At 67.1% G+C, this 16134-nt stretch carries 12 protein-coding genes; 2 read left to right on the top strand and 10 right to left on the bottom strand.

The genetic code is table 11. The features are described 5' to 3' along the window. Positions 1-5: 5 nt before the first annotated feature. Both ASD42_RS21285 and ASD42_RS21280 read right to left on the bottom strand, forming a co-directional pair. Positions 6-890, bottom strand: coding sequence for a fumarylacetoacetate hydrolase family protein (locus tag ASD42_RS21285; RefSeq protein WP_056819447.1), 885 nt, complete (start codon positions 888-890; stop codon positions 6-8). A gap of 39 nt (positions 891-929) precedes the next feature. Beyond that, positions 930-2156, bottom strand: a complete 1227-nt coding sequence (locus ASD42_RS21280; protein ID WP_056819446.1) for an FAD-dependent monooxygenase — start codon at positions 2154-2156, stop codon at positions 930-932. 48 nt (positions 2157-2204) lie between these two features. On the opposite strand from ASD42_RS21280, the gene ASD42_RS21275 reads away from it, so the two are divergent. Further along, the gene (locus ASD42_RS21275) at positions 2205-3002 is read left to right on the top strand and encodes an IclR family transcriptional regulator (protein WP_056819445.1); all 798 of its coding nucleotides are present in this window, start codon (positions 2205-2207) and stop codon (positions 3000-3002) included. Positions 3003-3209: 207 nt separating this feature from the next. On the opposite strand, the gene ASD42_RS21270 is transcribed toward ASD42_RS21275, so the two are convergent. The 6 genes from ASD42_RS21270 to ASD42_RS21245 all read right to left on the bottom strand — a co-directional run bounded on the left by ASD42_RS21270 (position 3210) and on the right by ASD42_RS21245 (position 9288). Then, positions 3210-4391, bottom strand: a complete 1182-nt coding sequence (locus tag ASD42_RS21270) for an alpha/beta hydrolase family protein (RefSeq protein WP_056819444.1) — start codon at positions 4389-4391, stop codon at positions 3210-3212. Positions 4392-4463: 72 nt separating this feature from the next. Continuing rightward, on the bottom strand, positions 4464-5456 hold the full coding sequence (locus tag ASD42_RS21265; protein ID WP_200950487.1) for a cyclase family protein: 993 nt from the start codon (positions 5454-5456) through the stop codon (positions 4464-4466). Beyond that, positions 5453-6181: an SDR family NAD(P)-dependent oxidoreductase gene (locus ASD42_RS21260; protein ID WP_056819443.1), complete on the bottom strand. Its 729-nt coding sequence runs from the start codon at positions 6179-6181 to the stop codon at positions 5453-5455. Before ASD42_RS21260 ends, ASD42_RS21265 begins: the two co-directional genes overlap by 4 nt. After that, positions 6178-7167, bottom strand: a complete 990-nt coding sequence (locus ASD42_RS21255; RefSeq protein WP_056819441.1) for a fumarylacetoacetate hydrolase family protein — start codon at positions 7165-7167, stop codon at positions 6178-6180. Before ASD42_RS21255 ends, ASD42_RS21260 begins: the two co-directional genes overlap by 4 nt. 15 nt (positions 7168-7182) lie before the next feature. Further along, the gene (locus tag ASD42_RS21250; protein WP_056819439.1) at positions 7183-8121 is read right to left on the bottom strand and encodes a VOC family protein; all 939 of its coding nucleotides are present in this window, start codon (positions 8119-8121) and stop codon (positions 7183-7185) included. Between the two features lie 30 nt (positions 8122-8151). Next, positions 8152-9288 (bottom strand): FAD-dependent monooxygenase, encoded by a 1137-nt coding sequence (locus ASD42_RS21245; RefSeq protein WP_056819437.1) that lies wholly within the window; start codon positions 9286-9288, stop codon positions 8152-8154. A gap of 118 nt (positions 9289-9406) precedes the next feature. Between ASD42_RS21245 and ASD42_RS21240 the strand changes: the two genes are divergently transcribed. After that, positions 9407-10339 (top strand): LysR family transcriptional regulator, encoded by a 933-nt coding sequence (locus ASD42_RS21240; protein WP_056819435.1) that lies wholly within the window; start codon positions 9407-9409, stop codon positions 10337-10339. Between the two features lie 100 nt (positions 10340-10439). On the opposite strand, the gene ASD42_RS21235 is transcribed toward ASD42_RS21240, so the two are convergent. Both ASD42_RS21235 and ASD42_RS21230 read right to left on the bottom strand, forming a co-directional pair. Next, positions 10440-12806 carry a SpoIIE family protein phosphatase gene (locus ASD42_RS21235; RefSeq protein WP_056819432.1) on the bottom strand — a complete coding sequence of 789 codons (2367 nt, stop codon included), beginning with the start codon at positions 12804-12806 and terminating at the stop codon, positions 10440-10442. Continuing rightward, a complete protein-coding gene (locus tag ASD42_RS21230) occupies positions 12803-16132 on the bottom strand; it encodes a HAMP domain-containing protein (RefSeq protein WP_235569760.1) in 3330 nt (1109 codons plus the stop codon). Before ASD42_RS21230 ends, ASD42_RS21235 begins: the two co-directional genes overlap by 4 nt. Between the last annotated feature and the right edge of the window lie 2 nt (positions 16133-16134).

Here is a 16134-nt window from a genome sequence, read left to right as displayed (position 1 = left end):
GTCGCTCACTTACTCGCGAAACGGGCGTCGAGCTGAGCGCCCGGCCGATCGGCGTAGGCGATGGCGGTTTCGGCGGTGACGCCGACCTCGAGCACACCGATCCGGTCGATCTCGAGCCGGATCGAGGTGCCGTCGTCCAGCGCGCCGACCCCGGCGGGCGTCCCGGTAGCGATGACGTCGCCGGGGTGCAGGGTCATCACCGAGCTCGCATAGGAGACCAGTTCGGCGACCGAGAAGATCAGCTCGCAGGTGTTGGTCTGCTGGCGCAGCTCCCCACCCACCCAGCAACTCAGCGGCAAGGTGTCGGGGTCGCCCACCTCGTCAGCGGTGACGATCCACGGTCCCAGCGGGGTGAAGGTGTCGAAGGACTTACGGGTCGAGCGGTCTTCGGTGGAGCGGACGCTGATGTCGAGCAGGCAGGTGTAGCCGACGATGTAGTCGAGAGCTTCCTGCACTGGCACGTGCCGGGCGGTGCGGCCGATCACAATGGCCAGTTCACCTTCCTGGTCGGTGCGTTTGTCGAGGTAGGGCAGCTCGACGGTCTCCCCCGGCCCGATCACCGAGGTGTTGGCCTTGAGGAACACGCCGTACTCGGCGATCGTCTTCTGCTCGTGCATCTCGACCTTGTGATCGAGGTAGTTCACCGGAGCGGCGACGATCTTGCCCGGCCGCGACAGCGGTGCGCGCAGCGCGACCGAGCCGAGGCGATGGCGCGGGCACTGCGAGAGATCCAGAGCGCGCAGGTCGGCGACGAGGCCGCCGCGTTCCAGCCACGGCAGCCACGGGCCGCCGTAGGGGCCCGCCGAGGTCGGGAGCAGATCGGTGATGTCGTAGACGTCGGTGTCGGTGGCAATCGCGGCACGGTCGCCGTCGAGAACTGCGAGTCGCATGGTCGGAATCGTCTTTCGGTGGAAGGAATCGGGGCGGGATCAGGCGACGGCGAGGCGGGCCTGGCGCAGCAGGTCGAAGACCGGGCCCCGGTAGAGCCAGTCGGCGTGGCCGTAGAGGTCCTCGGCGCCGAGGGTGGCGAGCAGTTCGTTGCGCACCACGCGGTGGACACCGCCCGCGTGGCAGATGTCGCCGAACATGCGTGCCCTGGTCTGCACTTCGGCGGTGCGCGGGATACGGGAGTCACTGAACCGGCGGATCACCGCCGGCCAGTCGGTGTCCTGGGCGTCGGCGGCGACCAGGAACTCGAGCGTTTTGGCGTCTTCGAGTGCCTGGCAGCAGCCCTGGGCCAGGTATTGCAGCATGGGGTGTGCCGCGTCGCCGGTCAGCACGAGCCTGCCCTCGCCCCAGGTGTCGGCGGGCATCCGGTCGTAGAGCGGCCACCGGCGCTGCTTGCCGATGTGGGTGATCGCGTCGCGCACCTGCGGATGGCAGTCGGCGAAGGCGGCCTCGAGCTCGGCGGTGCCACCGAATTCCTCGTCGCCGCGCACGAAGGAGGGCGACTCGAACACCGCGACCTGATTGAGCACTTCGCCGGCGCGCAGCCGGTACTGGACCAGGTGGCTGCCGGGCCCGACCCACACGACGACATCGTCGAGTTCGCGGTCCTGTCTCGACGCGTCGGTGATCGGGACCGTCCCGCGGTAGGCGACATACCCGGATGCCACGAGGTCGTCACCGACGATCTCGTGGCGCAGCACGGAATGGAGTCCGTCGGCGGCGATGGTGGCTTCGGCGGTGAAGCTGCGATCACCTTCGGCGACGACGAGGGTGCCGTTGCCGATGTCCTCGACCCGTTCCACCCGGACGCCGGTGCGCAGGTCGGCCCCGGCCTCGCGGCATGCCTCGAGCAGGATCGCGTGCAGGTCCGTGCGGTGGATGACGACGTAGGGGCCACCGAACCGCGTGCGGAATTCGCCCGTCAGCGGCAGCCGTCCGATTTCCTCAGCGGAGATCGCGTCCCGCATGACGATATTGTTCGGGAGCACGCCGACCGCGCATACCCGCTCGAGCAAGCCCCACGAATCCAGGATGCGGGTGGCATTCGGGCCGAGCTGCAGGCCCGCACCGATTTCCCCGAACTCGTGAGCTTGTTCCAGCACAACGGCCTTTTTACCGGCTTTGATCAGCCCGAGCGCGGTGGCCAGACCGCCGATGCCGCCACCTACCACGACGGTAGGTGCGTAATCTGAGTCACAATTCTGCATGGAGCGAAACTAAGTCCGTGGGCTTTCACGAGGGAATATAATTCCGCTATGCGGAACACTCCCCTGCCCGAGCGACCGACGAGCGCGGTCGGCTCCCTCGACCGTGGGTTGCGGTTGCTGCAACTGCTGCGCGACTACGGCAGCCTGCGTGTGATGGACGCCGCCACCCACCTCGACATCTCGCGGTCGAGCGCACACCGGCTACTGCAGACGTTGACTTACCGGGGTTTCGCGGTGCAGAACGACAACCACGTCTACCTGCCCGGTCCCTCACTGGACGCGGCCCCGGCCAGACTGGCGTGGACCAAAGCGTTTCGCGCGCTGTGCCAGCCGCATCTCGAGGTGTTGTCGCGGCGCAGCGGCGAATCGGCGAACTTGATGATCCGGGTGCGCGAGAGCGTGCGGTTCCTCGGCACCGTGCGCGCGCAATCGGTGTATGCGACCAACGATCGCGATGGCGTGGTGATGCCTGCGCACCAGGCCTCCGGAGGCAAGGCGCTACTGGCCGCCCTGCCCTTCGACGAGCTGGAACGGCTGTATCGGCTCSCCCGCGCGGGCGGCGAGCCATTGCTCGGCGCCGGCGAATTCCATTCCCTGACAGCCGATTTGGACACCACGCGGCGTCGCGGGTTCGCGATCAACTACGAAGGCACCGAACGTGGAGTGGCCGCGGTGGGCGTGGCGATCACCGACCGAGACGGTCAGGCCATCGGCGCGGTGTCGCTGTCGTGCCACGCCGAGCGCTTCGCACAATTGGTCGACAAGACGCTGGTCCCACTCGTGCTGGACGCCAGGACCCAGATCGAGAAGGACTTGGCCATCATCGATCTGGGTGCGGGTAGGTAGACGAGCCGCCGCTATCCGATTGCCCGAGGCAGCGCGAACGCGACGAACGGCGCCGACGCGTACGCGTGTCGGTGGCCGGTCCCCATCGCGCTGCCTCGGGCGGTTCGTGGGATCGGGTGATCCATCGCCGGCATTCGTCTGGTGAGAACAGCCGACGGCGATGTCGGGGGCGGCCGGGCAGCGCACCGGCCGACATCGCCGCGGCCTTCAGCCGACGGCGGTCGCCGTCTGCTGTTCTGCCCCCAGTTCGGCGAAGGTTTCGGTGACCCAGTCGGCGATATAGGTACTGACCAGGGGGAAGTTGTCCAGCCCGATGTGTTCCGCGCCGCCCTCGCGAGCGGTGAAGACACGCAAGTGTCGTTTCGGGCTGGCCGTTGCCTGCTCGTAGGAGCGGTGGGCGTATTCGAGCGGGATCTGCCGGTCGTTCTCGCCGTGCACGATGAGGAAAGGCACGCTGATCTGCTCGACGACGCCGTCGAGGTTGACGCCGTCGGCGTTGTTCAGGAAGGTGTCGAGGTCGTTCTCACCCCAGACCCACATCACGTGGTTCCAGTAGTGCGGCACGGGCCGTTCGCCTTCGCGTTCGATTCGGCGACGCTGCACCTTGCCCCAGTCGTGGTTGGCGCCCCATGCCACGCACAGCGCCAGCCGCTTCTCGAAGGCCGCCGCGCGGGGGGCGTAATAGCCGCCCAGCGACCAGCCGACCAAGCCGATGCGTGTGGTGTCGATGTCGTCGACAGTTTCGAGGTAGTCGACACAGGCGGCCGCCCATTCCTCGGTCTCGATCTGGGCGGTGAGTCCTTGCAGGCGCAGTGCCTCGCCGCTGCCGGGGCAGTCGACCATGAGGGTGGCGATCCCTCGCTCGGCGAGCTCGTGGGCGAACCCGGACAGGTACATGTGTTCCTTGGTGCTGTCCAGGCCGTTCCACACGATCATGCAGGGCACCGGGCCTGCCACGTCAGGCCGCATGAAATAGGCCGGAAGTGTGGTGTCGCGGAAGGGAATCGAGACGCGCACGGTGTTCGGATCGACCAGGTCGAAGGACTGCTGCATCAATTCCAGCACCCGGCGATAGATCGCGTTGCGATCGGGCGTCTGCGGGCTCTGCATCCGCTCGGCGTGAATCAGGTAGTTCGCGGCACGTGCGTAGGCTCGGCCCGCTGACCGCGTGCGTCCGACCGCACGGTCACGCCCCGCGGCCTCGACCAGGTCGTCGACGACCGCCGTCCAGGACGCCAGGAATTCCTCGGTGCCTGCGTCCTCACCGCGGGTGGCCGCTTCCCGAATGGGACGGCAGGCCCGATCGACCTCGTCGATGTAGCCGCCACTGTTCAGCGCCGCGACCACACCGAGGTTCCACACATAGTTTCCGGGAAAGTATTCGAACATCAGGGTTTTCCTCTCATTGACAAGTTTTCGAGACGCGACGAGATCCGCGCTCGACGCTGCTTTCGTCGGGGTTCAGACGACCGCGATCGGGTTGACCGGTGCGCCGACCGCACCGGTGACCGGGATCGGCGCGGCGACGAGGAAGAACTCGTAGGTGCCGGTGCGCGCGCAGTGTTCAGCGAGCGCGTCCAGGTCCCACATCTCGCCGAGGAACAACCCGATGTGCGGGATGGCGACCTGGTGCAGAGGTTGGAAGGCGTCGTCGAATTCGTTGGGCCGCACCTCGAAACCCCAGGTGTCGGTGGCGATCGCGGCGATCTCGGTGCGGTGCAACCAGTCCGCGGTGGTGAACGACAGACCCGGGGCCGCGCCACCGGCGTAGTCGTTCCAACCCTCGCGCCGGGCGCGGCTGAGCTGGCCGGTGCGCACGGTCACGATGTCACCGCGGCCGACCGCCGAGGAGGCTCCCTGTGTGCGGATCGTTTCCTCGAGATGGGCTGTGGTGATGGCGAACCCGTCAGGTAGTTCGGTGCCGGTGCCGTAGACGCGTCCGACGTCGAGCAGCACCCCGCGGCCCACGATCCGATCGGCCACGGTTTCGATGCCGGTGACCTGATCGCCCTGTGAGGTCACTACCTCGCCCGCGCGCCGGCCGTTCCAGGCCCGACCGTGGTCGAAGATGTGGCCGAGTCCGTCCCATTGCGTCGAACACTGCAGCGGCATCGACACCACGTCGTCGGCGCCGCCGAGACCGTGCGGGAATCCCTGGATCCCGGCTTCGGCGTCGGTGCCGGTATCGAGCATGGTGTGCACCGGATTCGAGCGACGCCGCCAGCCGCGCTGGGGCCCGTTCGTGTCGAAGCTCTGCGACAGGCTGAAGCTGCGGCCGTGCCGGATCAGTGCCCCGGCTTCGGCCCGCTTGGCGTCGTCGAGGAAGTTCAACGTGCCGTGCACATCGTCGGCACCCCACCGTGCCCAGTTCGAGCATCGCTGGGCCGCGGCGGCGATCGCGGATTCGGGATCGCTGCGGTCCAGTGGCGTTGCGGCGGTTTCTGTTCCGGTCATCTGTGCTCCTGTAGTTCGGGTCGCAGGGCGTCCGAGATCGACTTCACGCCGCCGTGCGAGCTCGCTCCGCCGTCGACGGTGATCTCGGCGCCGGTCATGTATGTGGAATCGGCGCCGAGGAGGAAGGCCACCGCGCCGGCGACCTCGGCGGCGGTGCCGGCACGCGCCAACGCGGTCTCACTGATCGACGAGTCCCGAAATCGCGCGGGCGCCGATTCCGTCATGGGGGTGTCGATGAAGCCCGGATGGACGATGTTGATCCGAATTCCGTTCTCACCCAAGGACAGTGCGGCGGTGTGGGTCAAACCACGCAGTGCCCATTTGCTCGTGGTGTAGGCCACCGGGTAGTGGCCGGTGAGGGCCGCGAGCGAACCGATGTTCACGATCGCCGAGCCAGCGGCCATCACGGGGGTCAGCGCCTGGATCGCCAGCAGCGGTGCCAGTACGTTGACCGCATAGGCGTCGGTCATTTCGGCGACGGTCACCTCGCCCAGGCGCGCGCGTCGGGTGATGCCGGCGCAGTTGACCAGTCCGTGCACCGGTGCGTCGAGAGTGGTTGCCAGTTCTCGCCATTGCCGCTCGTCGGTGACATCGAACGCGCGCACGATTTCGCTGCCCTGGCGATCGAGCGCGACGACGTGGTAGCCGTCGTCGGTGAGTCGTTGGGCGACAACGCGGCCGATGCCGCCTGCCGCGCCGGTGACGACCACGGTGTGGGTTGTCATGGTGCGGTCACCTCGGCCCGGTGCTGCGCGCGGTCGCGGAGCCGGGGTGCGGGAACAGCGTGCGGCGCGCTGGTGCGCTCGCCGACGGTGTTCACCAGGGTTCCCAGGTGTTCCACTGTGAGTTCGACGGTGTCGCCGACTGTCAGCGGCGGCGGGTCGAGACGGCCGCGGCGGCCCCACAGCTCGGCCAGACAGCCGCCGTTGCCGACGGTGCCCGAGCCGAGTACATCGCCCGGGGCGAGCGCGGCGTCGCGTGAGGCGTAGGCCAGCAGCATGGGGAAGGTCCAGCCCATGTTGGACAAGACGTCGCTGCCCACTTCGGTCCCATTGACCCGTGCGGTGCAGTGCAGTTCGAGGAAGCCGTCGGCGTCGAGGAACGGCACCATTTCGTCGGCGGTCACCAGCACCGGGCCGAGCGTGTTGGCGAAGTCCTTGCCCTTCGCCGGACCGAGCCCGACCTGCATTTCCAGACGCTGGAGATCACGTGCCGACCAGTCGTTGAAGATCGTGTAACCGAAGATGTGATCGGCGGCCTGCTCGACGGTCAGGTCGCGACCGGCACGGCCGACGACGGCCGCGACCTCGAGTTCGAAGTCCAGTTCCGCGCAGTGGTGCGGTGCCCGGATCTCGCTGCGCGGACCGTTCACCGTGTGCGGGTTGGTGAAATAGAAATGCGGCGCCGCGTACCAGGCCGCCGGCACTCCGCCGCGGCCCTGGACACTCGCACGGACTCCTTCGACATGTTCTTCGAAGGTGACGAAGTCGCGAATTGTCGGCGGTGCCAGCGGAGCGTCGAACGCGACCTCCTTAACCGGAATCGGTGTGGTCATCGACTGGATCTGCGCGCCCATCTCCAGCGCGGCGGTCAGCCCGGCCCGGACAAGCTCGAGCACCGTGGTGCCACCGGGGAACAGGTACACGTTGTCGTCGTCGACGACAGCGGCGACAGGAGCCGCGTCGTTATGGCGAATCATGGCAAAACGCATGGTGGATAACTCCTTTCACACCGGCGGTGCGATGAACAGACCCTTGTCGGGGTCGTTGAACGATTTCGCGGCGACGAATTCGTCCATCGCGTTGGCGGTCCCCCATTGGTCGCTGACCTCGGGCTGGGTGAAGTCGTAGAGGTGCGGGTGCCAGGTGTCCTCGTCCAGCGACTCGAGTTCGGTCGTGTACTCCATCGTGTTGCCGTTCGGGTCGAGGAAGTACGAGAAGGTGTTGTTGCCCGCGAGGTGCCGACCGGGGCCCCAGATCTTTTCGACGCCTGAGCGCAACATGCGGCCGGTGCCACGCATGTACTCGTCGAGACCGCGCAGCTCGAACGACGCGTGGTGCAGCGCGGGATGGGGGCCGCGCGCGATCGCCAGCGAATGGTGCCAACGGTTGGTGCGCAGAAACCACATCATCTTGCCCATGCGCGGATGCATGAGGATGTCGGAGACCTTGAAGCCGAAATGCTTCTCGTAGAAGGCCACGGTGGTTTCCGGGTCGGCGGAGTTCACCACCACGTGCGACAGCCGTACCGGAATCGCCTCGCCCACTTCGACTTTGCGATGTCGGCGAGCCGCGACGTCGGCGGACACCTCGATCGTGCGGCCTTCGTTGTCGAAGAACCGGAAACCGTATCCCCCACCGGGTGTCTGCAATCGGTCCGGTTCGCTGACCAGGGTGGCCCCGCCCCGGCCGAGCTTGTCGGCGACGGTGTCGACCGCCGCGCTGTCGGTGACGCCGAAGGAGATCAGGTCGAGGCGCTTTTCGGCGGCGCGGCGGATGCGCACCACGTACTGCTCGGGCGAGCCCTCCGCGGCCAGATAGGTGACATCGCCATCGGTCGCGGCAACCGACAGGCCCCAGTGGTTGGTGTAGAAGTCGAGCTGCTTGTCGAAGTCGGGCACGGCCAGTGCCGTGTGCCGCAGGTGGGTGAAGACATGATCGCTCATGAGGAGGCTCCGAAAGACGAGGGATGGGGTTCAGGCCGGTGTCGCGACAAGCTCGGCGATGCGGCGCATCAAGCCGGGGACATCGGCGTCGGGATCGTGGTCGAGCATCCATCGGCCGAGCTGCACCGAGGCTTCGACCACCGCTTTCGCCCGCGGCAGTCGACGGTCGGTGAAGCTGCGCCACAGCTGCGGACCGACCGGTTCGGCGATGAGGAGTTCGGTGAGCACCGCTGCGTCTTCGAGCGCCTGCGCGCCGCCTTGGGCGAGGGTGGGCGGGCACGCGTGGGCGGCGTCGCCGATCAGCACGATGCGTCCGCGATTCCACGGCCCGTCGATCACGTGCTGCTCGAACCGGGTGTAGTTGACGGCATCGGGATCGGTCAGCAAGGCCCGGACCTCGTCCCACGGTCCGTGGTACTCGGCGGCCAGTGCGCGCATCACCTCGAGCTGCTCGGTCTTGGACAGCGCCGAACGATCATGGGTGTCCTCGACGATGTAGGCGTACATCGAGTCAGGTCCGGTCGGGCAGTATCCGGCGATGTGCGCGACGCCGCCGTAGTAGAGATCGGTGCGGGTGATCGATGCCGGACGCGAGCACACCAACCGCCAGATGCCCATGCCGGTCGGCTGCGGCTCGGAGTCGATTCCGAGGGCGCGACGGGTGGGCGAGCGGACACCGTCGGCCCCGATCACCACGTCGTAGCGTCGGCTGGCGCCGTCGTCGAAGACGACATCGACGCCGGTGTCGTCGGCCTCGAATCCGGTGGCGCGCACGCCGAAACTCAGTCGTGTACCGGCCTTTTCCGCGGCGTCGTGCAGCATCGCCGCCAGCACCGGCCGCTCCATCCCGACCGCGGCCGGGAGGTCGGGGCCGCCGGTCTTGGTATCGGGAATCTCGGCGAGGAGGCTGCCGTGAGCGTCGGTCGCGCGGATGCCCAGGGTGTCGAAACCCCAGCTCTCGCGGCTGATATCGGACCACAGGTCCAGATCCCGGAGCACGCGTAACGCGTTGCCCTGCAAGGTGATGCCGGAACCGATGGCGTGGCCGTGGCCGCGCGCCTCGACGAGATCGACGTCGAGACCGGCGCGGGCGAGAAAGACCGCGGCCGCCGACCCGGCGAGACCGCCGCCGAGTACGAGGACGGTGCGGGCGGTGTGAGGGTGCATCGAATCACTTCCCTGGGACAGTGCACATAAGCGAGCGTTGTGGTGACTCACTCCACTCTGAGACCCCCGTCACCATCAGGGAAGGCGTGATTTCTGATTGTCTGTATAAATGGGAGTTATGCAGAAGCCTGCTCGCCCGTTGGCCAATCTCGACCTCAACCTGCTGATCACGCTGGAGGCCGTGGTGCAGCACGAGAGTGTGACCAGGGCCGCCGAGCACCTCGGCGTCACGCAACCGGCCGTTTCGGCAGCCTTGGCTCGGCTACGCCGCCACTTCGACGACGACATCCTCGAGCGAGTCGGCAACAGGTACCGGTTGACGCCCTTCGGCATCGAGCTGCGGCAGCGCACCAGGGCCGCGCTGGCGGGCGTCGAGCGGGTGTTCTCCGCGCGCGGCACCTTCGACGCCACCGACACCAGCCGCGAATACTCGGTCGTGACCAGCGACTACACCACCGCCCTGCTCGGCCAACGCCTGGCCGAGCTGCTCACCTCGGCCGCACCCCACGCACGCTTGCGCATACTCCCCTCCTCACCTGAACTCGTCGCCCGAGCCGAGCACACCCTCACCACCTACGACGTCATGCTCGTGCCGCACGGGTTCGTCACCGATTTACCCAATGAGACTGTCTTCCATGATGATTGGATGGTCGTGACGGATCGGAACCACGAACCGGCCGGCGGCGAACTGAGCGCCGAGGACCTGCAGCGGCGCCCCTGGGTTCTCGTCTACCACTCCCAGACCGCCTCCACCCCGGCCGCGCGCCGGTTGCGAATGCTCGGCATCGAACCGACGCGCCAGATCGTCACCGAGAACTTCCTGACCGTCCGGTGCCTGATCACCGGCAGCGACCGCATCGCGCTGGTCCCCCGCCGCTTGCTCGCGGCCCCCGGGATGAGCGAGGGTCTCACGGCCTATCCGTGTCCGGTCGACCTCGGCGAGCTGACCCAGGCGATGTGGTGGCATCCGGTGTTCACCGATGATCCGGAGCACCGCTTCCTACGCCGTCTGATCCGGGAGGCGGCCCAAAGCAGCTGCGCGTCACCATAATCGACTCACTGCTCATTCGATGAGTACATACATGTCGTCATCGAGTACTTCGAAGCGGTGGGCTTGTTTCATCTCCGCCTCGTACACGTGAGTGCGACTGTCAGAGGTTGCCGGTCGGCGGGCCCTGGCTTGTTCCCACCTGGATGCCGACTACGCAGGTGTCGTCGTCTGTGTCGGCGTCGCTGCTGTCGAGCAGGTGGTCGAGACGGTCGTCCAGGCTTCCGGTGAATGCGGCCGAGATCGTGAGAAGTCGTTCTATGCAGAGGTCCAGATCCCGGTCGCGGCGCTCGATGAGGCCGTCGGTGTAGAGCAGGAGTGTGTCATCCAATTCGAGCTGGATTTCGCCTTCCTCGTAGCTTGTTTCCGCCAGCGCGCCGAGGATTATGCCTTTGAGTTCAGGCAGGGAGCAGGCTTGGCCGGCTCGGACCAGCACTGGTGGCGGGTGGCCTGCGCGAGCCCAGCGCAGGACCCGAGTCAGTGGGTTGTAGACGCCACAGATGGCGGTGGCGAAGATGCTGTCGGTGAGGTGGTGTGCCACCAGATTCAGCCATGCCAGCATCTGGCCTGGTCCGGCACCGGTTGCGGCAAGACCACGTAAGGCGTTGCGTAGCACGACCATTCCGGTCGCGGCCGTGATGCCGTGGCCGGTGATGTCGCCGACCGATACCAAGATCTCCTTCGACGGCAGCACGATGGTGTCGTACCAGTCGCCACCGACGAGCTCGTCCTGCTCGGTCGGTCGGTAGCGCACCGCGATGCGCAAACCGAACGCGTCGGTTGACGGCTGCGCGTCGGGCATGATGGCCTGCTGGAGCTGCCTTGCCAGACTGCTCTGTTCGGCGGCGCGCATCTCGGTGTCGGTGAGCCTGTCCCGAGTCGCCGACAGCGCGATCTCGGTCCAGTGTTGGGACGAGACATCCTGATACGCACCGCGGATGGCGTGCAGGTGCCCGGCCGCGTCGACCACCGGTTCGGCGATGATCCGGACATGTCGGGTCACGCCGTCGGCTCTGGTGAGCCGACATGCGGTGGAGGCAGGACGGCGGTAGCGCAACAGCGTGCGCAGAAACCGCCGCACCGCCTCGGTGTCGGCGTCGTGGACATGGCCTGGCAGCTGTGCCAGCGGGACTGGGTCGGTGTTCGGCGCCACCCCGTAGAGCGCGAAAAGCTGGTCGCTCCAAGTGATCTCGCCGGTGGCCGCGTTCTCCTCGAAACCGCCGACGCGGCCGAGCCGTTGGGCGTGCTGCAGCAGCGTCGCCAGTCGCCCCGACTCGTCCTCTATCCGCCACACCATGAGCACGGCGTCGCCGTGGCGGCTGATGCTGAGCGCGGCCGCGACGGTCAAGGGGATCTGGTCGACCAGTTCGGTCAGCATGACCCGGTCGGCGCGGTAGGTCTCACCAGTAGCGAAGACATGCTCGATCCGCTCGAACAGTCGTCCCTCGACCGCGGCCATCGGGTACATCTCGAGCAGTGACGAGCCGCTGATCAGGCCGGGCGGTCGACCGGCCGGGTCGACGAAGCAGCTGTTGAGATGGTGGATGGAGAAGTCTGCGAGCGTGCCCTCGTTGAGGTGGGGTATGAGCACCAGTGCGGGGTCGAACAACCCATCGGCCAAGCGCACGAGGTCGGCGACATCAGCGCGTTCGGTGGTTCGCACTGCAGCAGAGTCGGACTCGAGCGTGTGCGCACACAGCTCGGCCAGCGCTTCGAGTTGCTGGTGAATCTGGCGCGGTTGCACCTCGATCGGCCGAGGCCAGCACACCTCGAGCACCCCGAGTATCTTGCCGGCCGCGCCGACCGGGATCGCTGCTCGGCCGCCGGCACGGTCTCCGATCGACGGCAGCCCCGACACACTCAGGTCCTCGATCCACTGCGGCGTGCGTTGGATCAGCGCCTGCCGCGCCGGGGTCGCCACCCCCGGCGGCACATAGCGCCACCGCTGGGCCTCGTGCCCGGCGATCCCGGCGAAACCCGCCAGCGACAGCGACGCGTCGATGCCCGCGGACCAGATCGCGACCGCCGTGGCGCCCAGCGGTGACACTGCGTGTTCGAGCACCGACTCCGCTACCCGCTGGGTATCGCCCGCCGCGAGCAGTCCGCTCTCGGCGGTGCGCAGCCGCACGACCGCCGTCGGCTCGCCGGGTGGTGTGGCGGTGGCCTGCAGGAACTCCCCGACCACCGCGCTCATTTTGTCCTGCGCCGCCTGGTTCACCAGGTCGACGGCCAACTCCAGGGGCGCGACCCCGGCTCGGGCGGACAGGATCTCCAGTTGGGTTGCCGCCTGCGCGGGCCCGCAGTGCAGCCGTTCGACCAGCACACCCTTGGCCATTTCGATCAGCGCCCGGCCGTCGGCTGTGGCCTGTGCCTGCCGGATCTGGTTGTGTAGCCGCTCCACCGTGGCCGCGAGGCGCGAGACGACCGGGTCTGTCCCGGCGTCGGTGGCACCGATTCCGGGGTCGGTCATCTGACACCGAGCCAGTGCACGATGCAGGCCAGGAGCGCATCCGCGTCGACCGGCTTGGTGACGTAGTCGTTGGCGCCGGAGGCCAGGCTCTTGTCCCGGTCACCCAGCATGGCCTTGGCGGTCACGGCGATGATCGGCAGCTTCTCGTATTGTGGCATCTCGCGGATGGTCGATGTCGCGGTGTAGCCGTCCATCTCGGGCATCATCACGTCCATCAGCACCAGATCCGTTTCCGGGTGCGTGAGCAGCTTGTCGATGCCCTCGCGCCCGTTCTCGGCGTGCAACACGGTGATGTCGTGCAGTTCGAGAATGCTGCTGAGCGCGAACAGATTACGGGCATCGTCGTCGACGATGAGCACAGTGCGCCCGGCCAGCTCGCCGAGCGGGCGATGCGGCGTGGCGACCGGTGCGTCGTCCCGGCGCACCAGGGGCAGTACGTCCCCGGGTGCCTCGGCGGTGACGTGCAGGGCGATCCGCTCGCGCAGTTCATCCAGGCTCGACAGCAACTCCAGCGGCCGTCGCCGCATGCGATCCTGCAGTAGGCGTTCCTGCTCGGCGTCGAGGCGGCGGTTGTGGGCGAGCACCGGCACGCTGCTCAACGCGGCATCGCCGTCCATCGTCTCGAGAAACTCCAGCGCGGCGCTGTCGGGCATGTCCAGCTCCAGCACTACGCAGTGGAACGACTCGGCGGCGAGTGCTCCGGCCGCTTCCACCACACCGATCGCGCTGACCACCTGGACCGGCCCGCGCGGGTCGTTGTTGTCGGCGAGGTCGGCCACCGCGCTCTGCGCGACCAGCGACAGCAGGCCCTGCGGCCGCTCCTCCACCACCAACAGCCGACGCTGCTGTGGCGTCGCCGAATTCGACGCGAGTTCCAGACGGTCGTGGGTCTGCTGTCGGTCCGTGTGCTCGAGCTCGAGCACTTCGTGGAAGTCCGGGCGAGCGACCGGCAGGTAGAGGGTGAAGGTGCTGCCTTGGCCGAGGGTGCTCTCGGCCGCGATGGCTCCGCCGAGCAGGTAGGCGATCTCGCGGCTGATCGACAGTCCGAGCCCGGTGCCGCCGTATTTGCGGCTGGTCGTGCCGTCAGCCTGTTGGAAGGCGCCGAAGATCGACTCCAGCTGATGCTGGGCGATGCCGATGCCGGTGTCGATCACTCGCAGGGCGATGGCCATGCCGTGCCGGCGTACCGCGGCGGGCAACTCGTGGGTCTCCGTCGGCTCGATTCGCAACTCCACCGACCCGCTCTCGGTGAACTTGACCGCGTTGGACAACAGGTTGCCCAGCACCTGCCGCAGCCGAGAATCATCGGTGAGCAACTCCAGTGGCAGGCCCGCAGTGGTCGTGATGCGGAAACCCAGACTCTTCTGCGTGGTCACCGGCCGGAAGGTCGCCTCGACGTAGTCCAGCAATTTGCGCAGCGGCACCCGCTCGGGGGTGATATCCATCTTGCCCGCCTCGACCTTGGACAGATCGAGGATGTCGTTGATCAGCTGCAGCAGATCCGAACCCGCCGAGTGGATGATGCCCGCGTATTCGACCTGTTTGGGTGTGAGGTTGCGGGTCGGGTTCTGCGCCAGCAACTGAGCGAGGATGAGCAGACTGTTCAGCGGTGTGCGTAGCTCGTGGCTCATATTGGCCAGGAACTCCGACTTGTACTTCGAGGCGAGCGCCAGTTCCTGGGCGCGGGTCTCGAGCTCTTGCCTGGCCTGCTCGATTTCGAGGTTCTTCGCTTCGATGTCGCGGTTCTGCTGAACCAGCAGCGCCGCCTTCTCCTCCATCTCGGCGTTGGACAGCTGCAGTTCCTCCTGGCGTACCTGCAGCTCTTCCGAGCGTGCCTGCAACTCAGAAGTCAGGCGCTGCGATTCGACGAGCAGTTCGTCGGTGCGCGCGTTGGCCACGATGGTGTTGACGTTGACGCCCACCGTTTCCATGAGCTGATCGAGGAAATCGAGGTGGATGCGGGTGAAGCGATGCAGGGAGGCCAGCTCGATCACACCGAGCACCTGGTCTTCCACCACGATCGGCAGCACAAGGAGATTGACCGGCGCGGTTCGCCCCAACCCCGAGGAGATGGTGACGTAGTCACCGGGAACGTCGTCCACGGCGATCGTGCGGCGGCTGCGCGCCGCCTGCCCGACCAGCGACTGGCCGAAGGTGAGCCGAGGCGCGCTGCCCGGTCCGTCCGGGCTGCCGTAGGAGCTGATCAATCGCAACTCCGGCTGCTCGGCGGTCTCGTCGGCCAGGTAGAACGCACCGAACTGTGCCGACACCAGCGGCGCGAGCTCGTCCATGATCAGCTCGGCCACCACATGCAGATCGCGTTGGCCCTGCATCAGGCTCGAGATGCGGGCCAGGTTGCTCTTGAGCCAGTCCTGGTCCTGGTTGGCCATGGTGGTTTCGCGCAACGACTCCACCATGGAGTTGATGTTGTCCTTGAGCTCGGCGACTTCACCGGAGGCTTCGACGGTGATCGAGCGCGTCAGGTCGCCTTCGGCGACGGCGCTGGTGACCTCGGCGATAGCACGGACCTGGCGGGTCAGGTTTCCCGCCAGCTCGTTGACGTTCTCGGTCAACCGCTTCCAGGTGCCCGAGACACCCTCGACCTCGGCTTGGCCGCCCAGTCGGCCCTGCGAGCCGACCTCGCGGGCGACGCGGGTCACCTCGGCGGCGAAGGCAGACAGCTGGTCGACCATCGTGTTGATCGTGGTCTTGAGTTCCAGGATCTCCCCGCGCGCGTCCACGTCGATCTTGCGGGTCAGGTCGCCCTGGGCAACCGCGGTCGTTACCTGGGCGATGTTGCGCACCTGATTGGTCAGGTTGTTGGCCATCGAGTTGACGTTGTCGGTCAGGTCTTTCCAGGTACCTGCCACGTTGGGCACGCGGGCCTGACCACCGAGCATGCCCTCGGTGCCGACCTCGCGGGCCACGCGGGTGACCTCGTCGGCGAACGCCGACAGCGTGTCGACCATGGTGTTGATCACCCCGGCCAGCGCGGCGACCTCACCCTTGGCCTCCACGGTGATCTTCTGGCTCAGATCACCGCGCGCGACCGCGGTGGCGACCTGGGCGATCGAGCGCACCTGGTTGGTCAGGTTGGAGGCCATCACATTGACGTTGTCGGTGAGGTCTTTCCAGGTGCCCGAGGCGCCACGAACGGTCGCCTGCCCGCCGAGGTTGCCCTCGGTGCCGACCTCGCGGGCCACGCGGGTGACCTCGTCGGCGAACGAGGAGAGCTGGTCGACCATCGTATTGATGGTTTCTTTGAGCTCGAGGATTTCGCCGCGGGCATCGACACGGATCTTCTGGGTGAGGTCGCCGCCCGCCACGN

This window comes from Nocardia sp. Root136 (genome assembly GCF_001427185.1).
GTDB lineage: Bacteria > Actinomycetota > Actinomycetes > Mycobacteriales > Mycobacteriaceae > Nocardia > Nocardia salmonicida.
Note: the sequence above shows the minus strand (reverse complement) of the source record. Positions and strands in the feature narration are given on the sequence as shown.

What these genes read in the sequence shown, in the direction of transcription:
- ASD42_RS21285 (WP_056819447.1), bottom strand. Translation starts at nt 890, where the DNA reads ATGCGACTCGCAGTTCTCGACGGCGACCGTGCCGCGATTGCCACCGAC.
- ASD42_RS21280 (WP_056819446.1), bottom strand. Translation starts at nt 2,156, where the DNA reads ATGCAGAATTGTGACTCAGATTACGCACCTACCGTCGTGGTAGGTGGC.
- ASD42_RS21270 (WP_056819444.1), bottom strand. Translation starts at nt 4,391, where the DNA reads ATGTTCGAATACTTTCCCGGAAACTATGTGTGGAACCTCGGTGTGGTC.
- ASD42_RS21265 (WP_200950487.1), bottom strand. Translation starts at nt 5,456, where the DNA reads ATGACCGGAACAGAAACCGCCGCAACGCCACTGGACCGCAGCGATCCC.
- ASD42_RS21260 (WP_056819443.1), bottom strand. Translation starts at nt 6,181, where the DNA reads ATGACAACCCACACCGTGGTCGTCACCGGCGCGGCAGGCGGCATCGGC.
- ASD42_RS21255 (WP_056819441.1), bottom strand. Translation starts at nt 7,167, where the DNA reads ATGCGTTTTGCCATGATTCGCCATAACGACGCGGCTCCTGTCGCCGCT.
- ASD42_RS21250 (WP_056819439.1), bottom strand. Translation starts at nt 8,121, where the DNA reads ATGAGCGATCATGTCTTCACCCACCTGCGGCACACGGCACTGGCCGTG.
- ASD42_RS21245 (WP_056819437.1), bottom strand. Translation starts at nt 9,288, where the DNA reads ATGCACCCTCACACCGCCCGCACCGTCCTCGTACTCGGCGGCGGTCTC.
- ASD42_RS21240 (WP_056819435.1), top strand. Translation starts at nt 9,407, where the DNA reads ATGCAGAAGCCTGCTCGCCCGTTGGCCAATCTCGACCTCAACCTGCTG.
- ASD42_RS21235 (WP_056819432.1), bottom strand. Translation starts at nt 12,806, where the DNA reads ATGACCGACCCCGGAATCGGTGCCACCGACGCCGGGACAGACCCGGTC.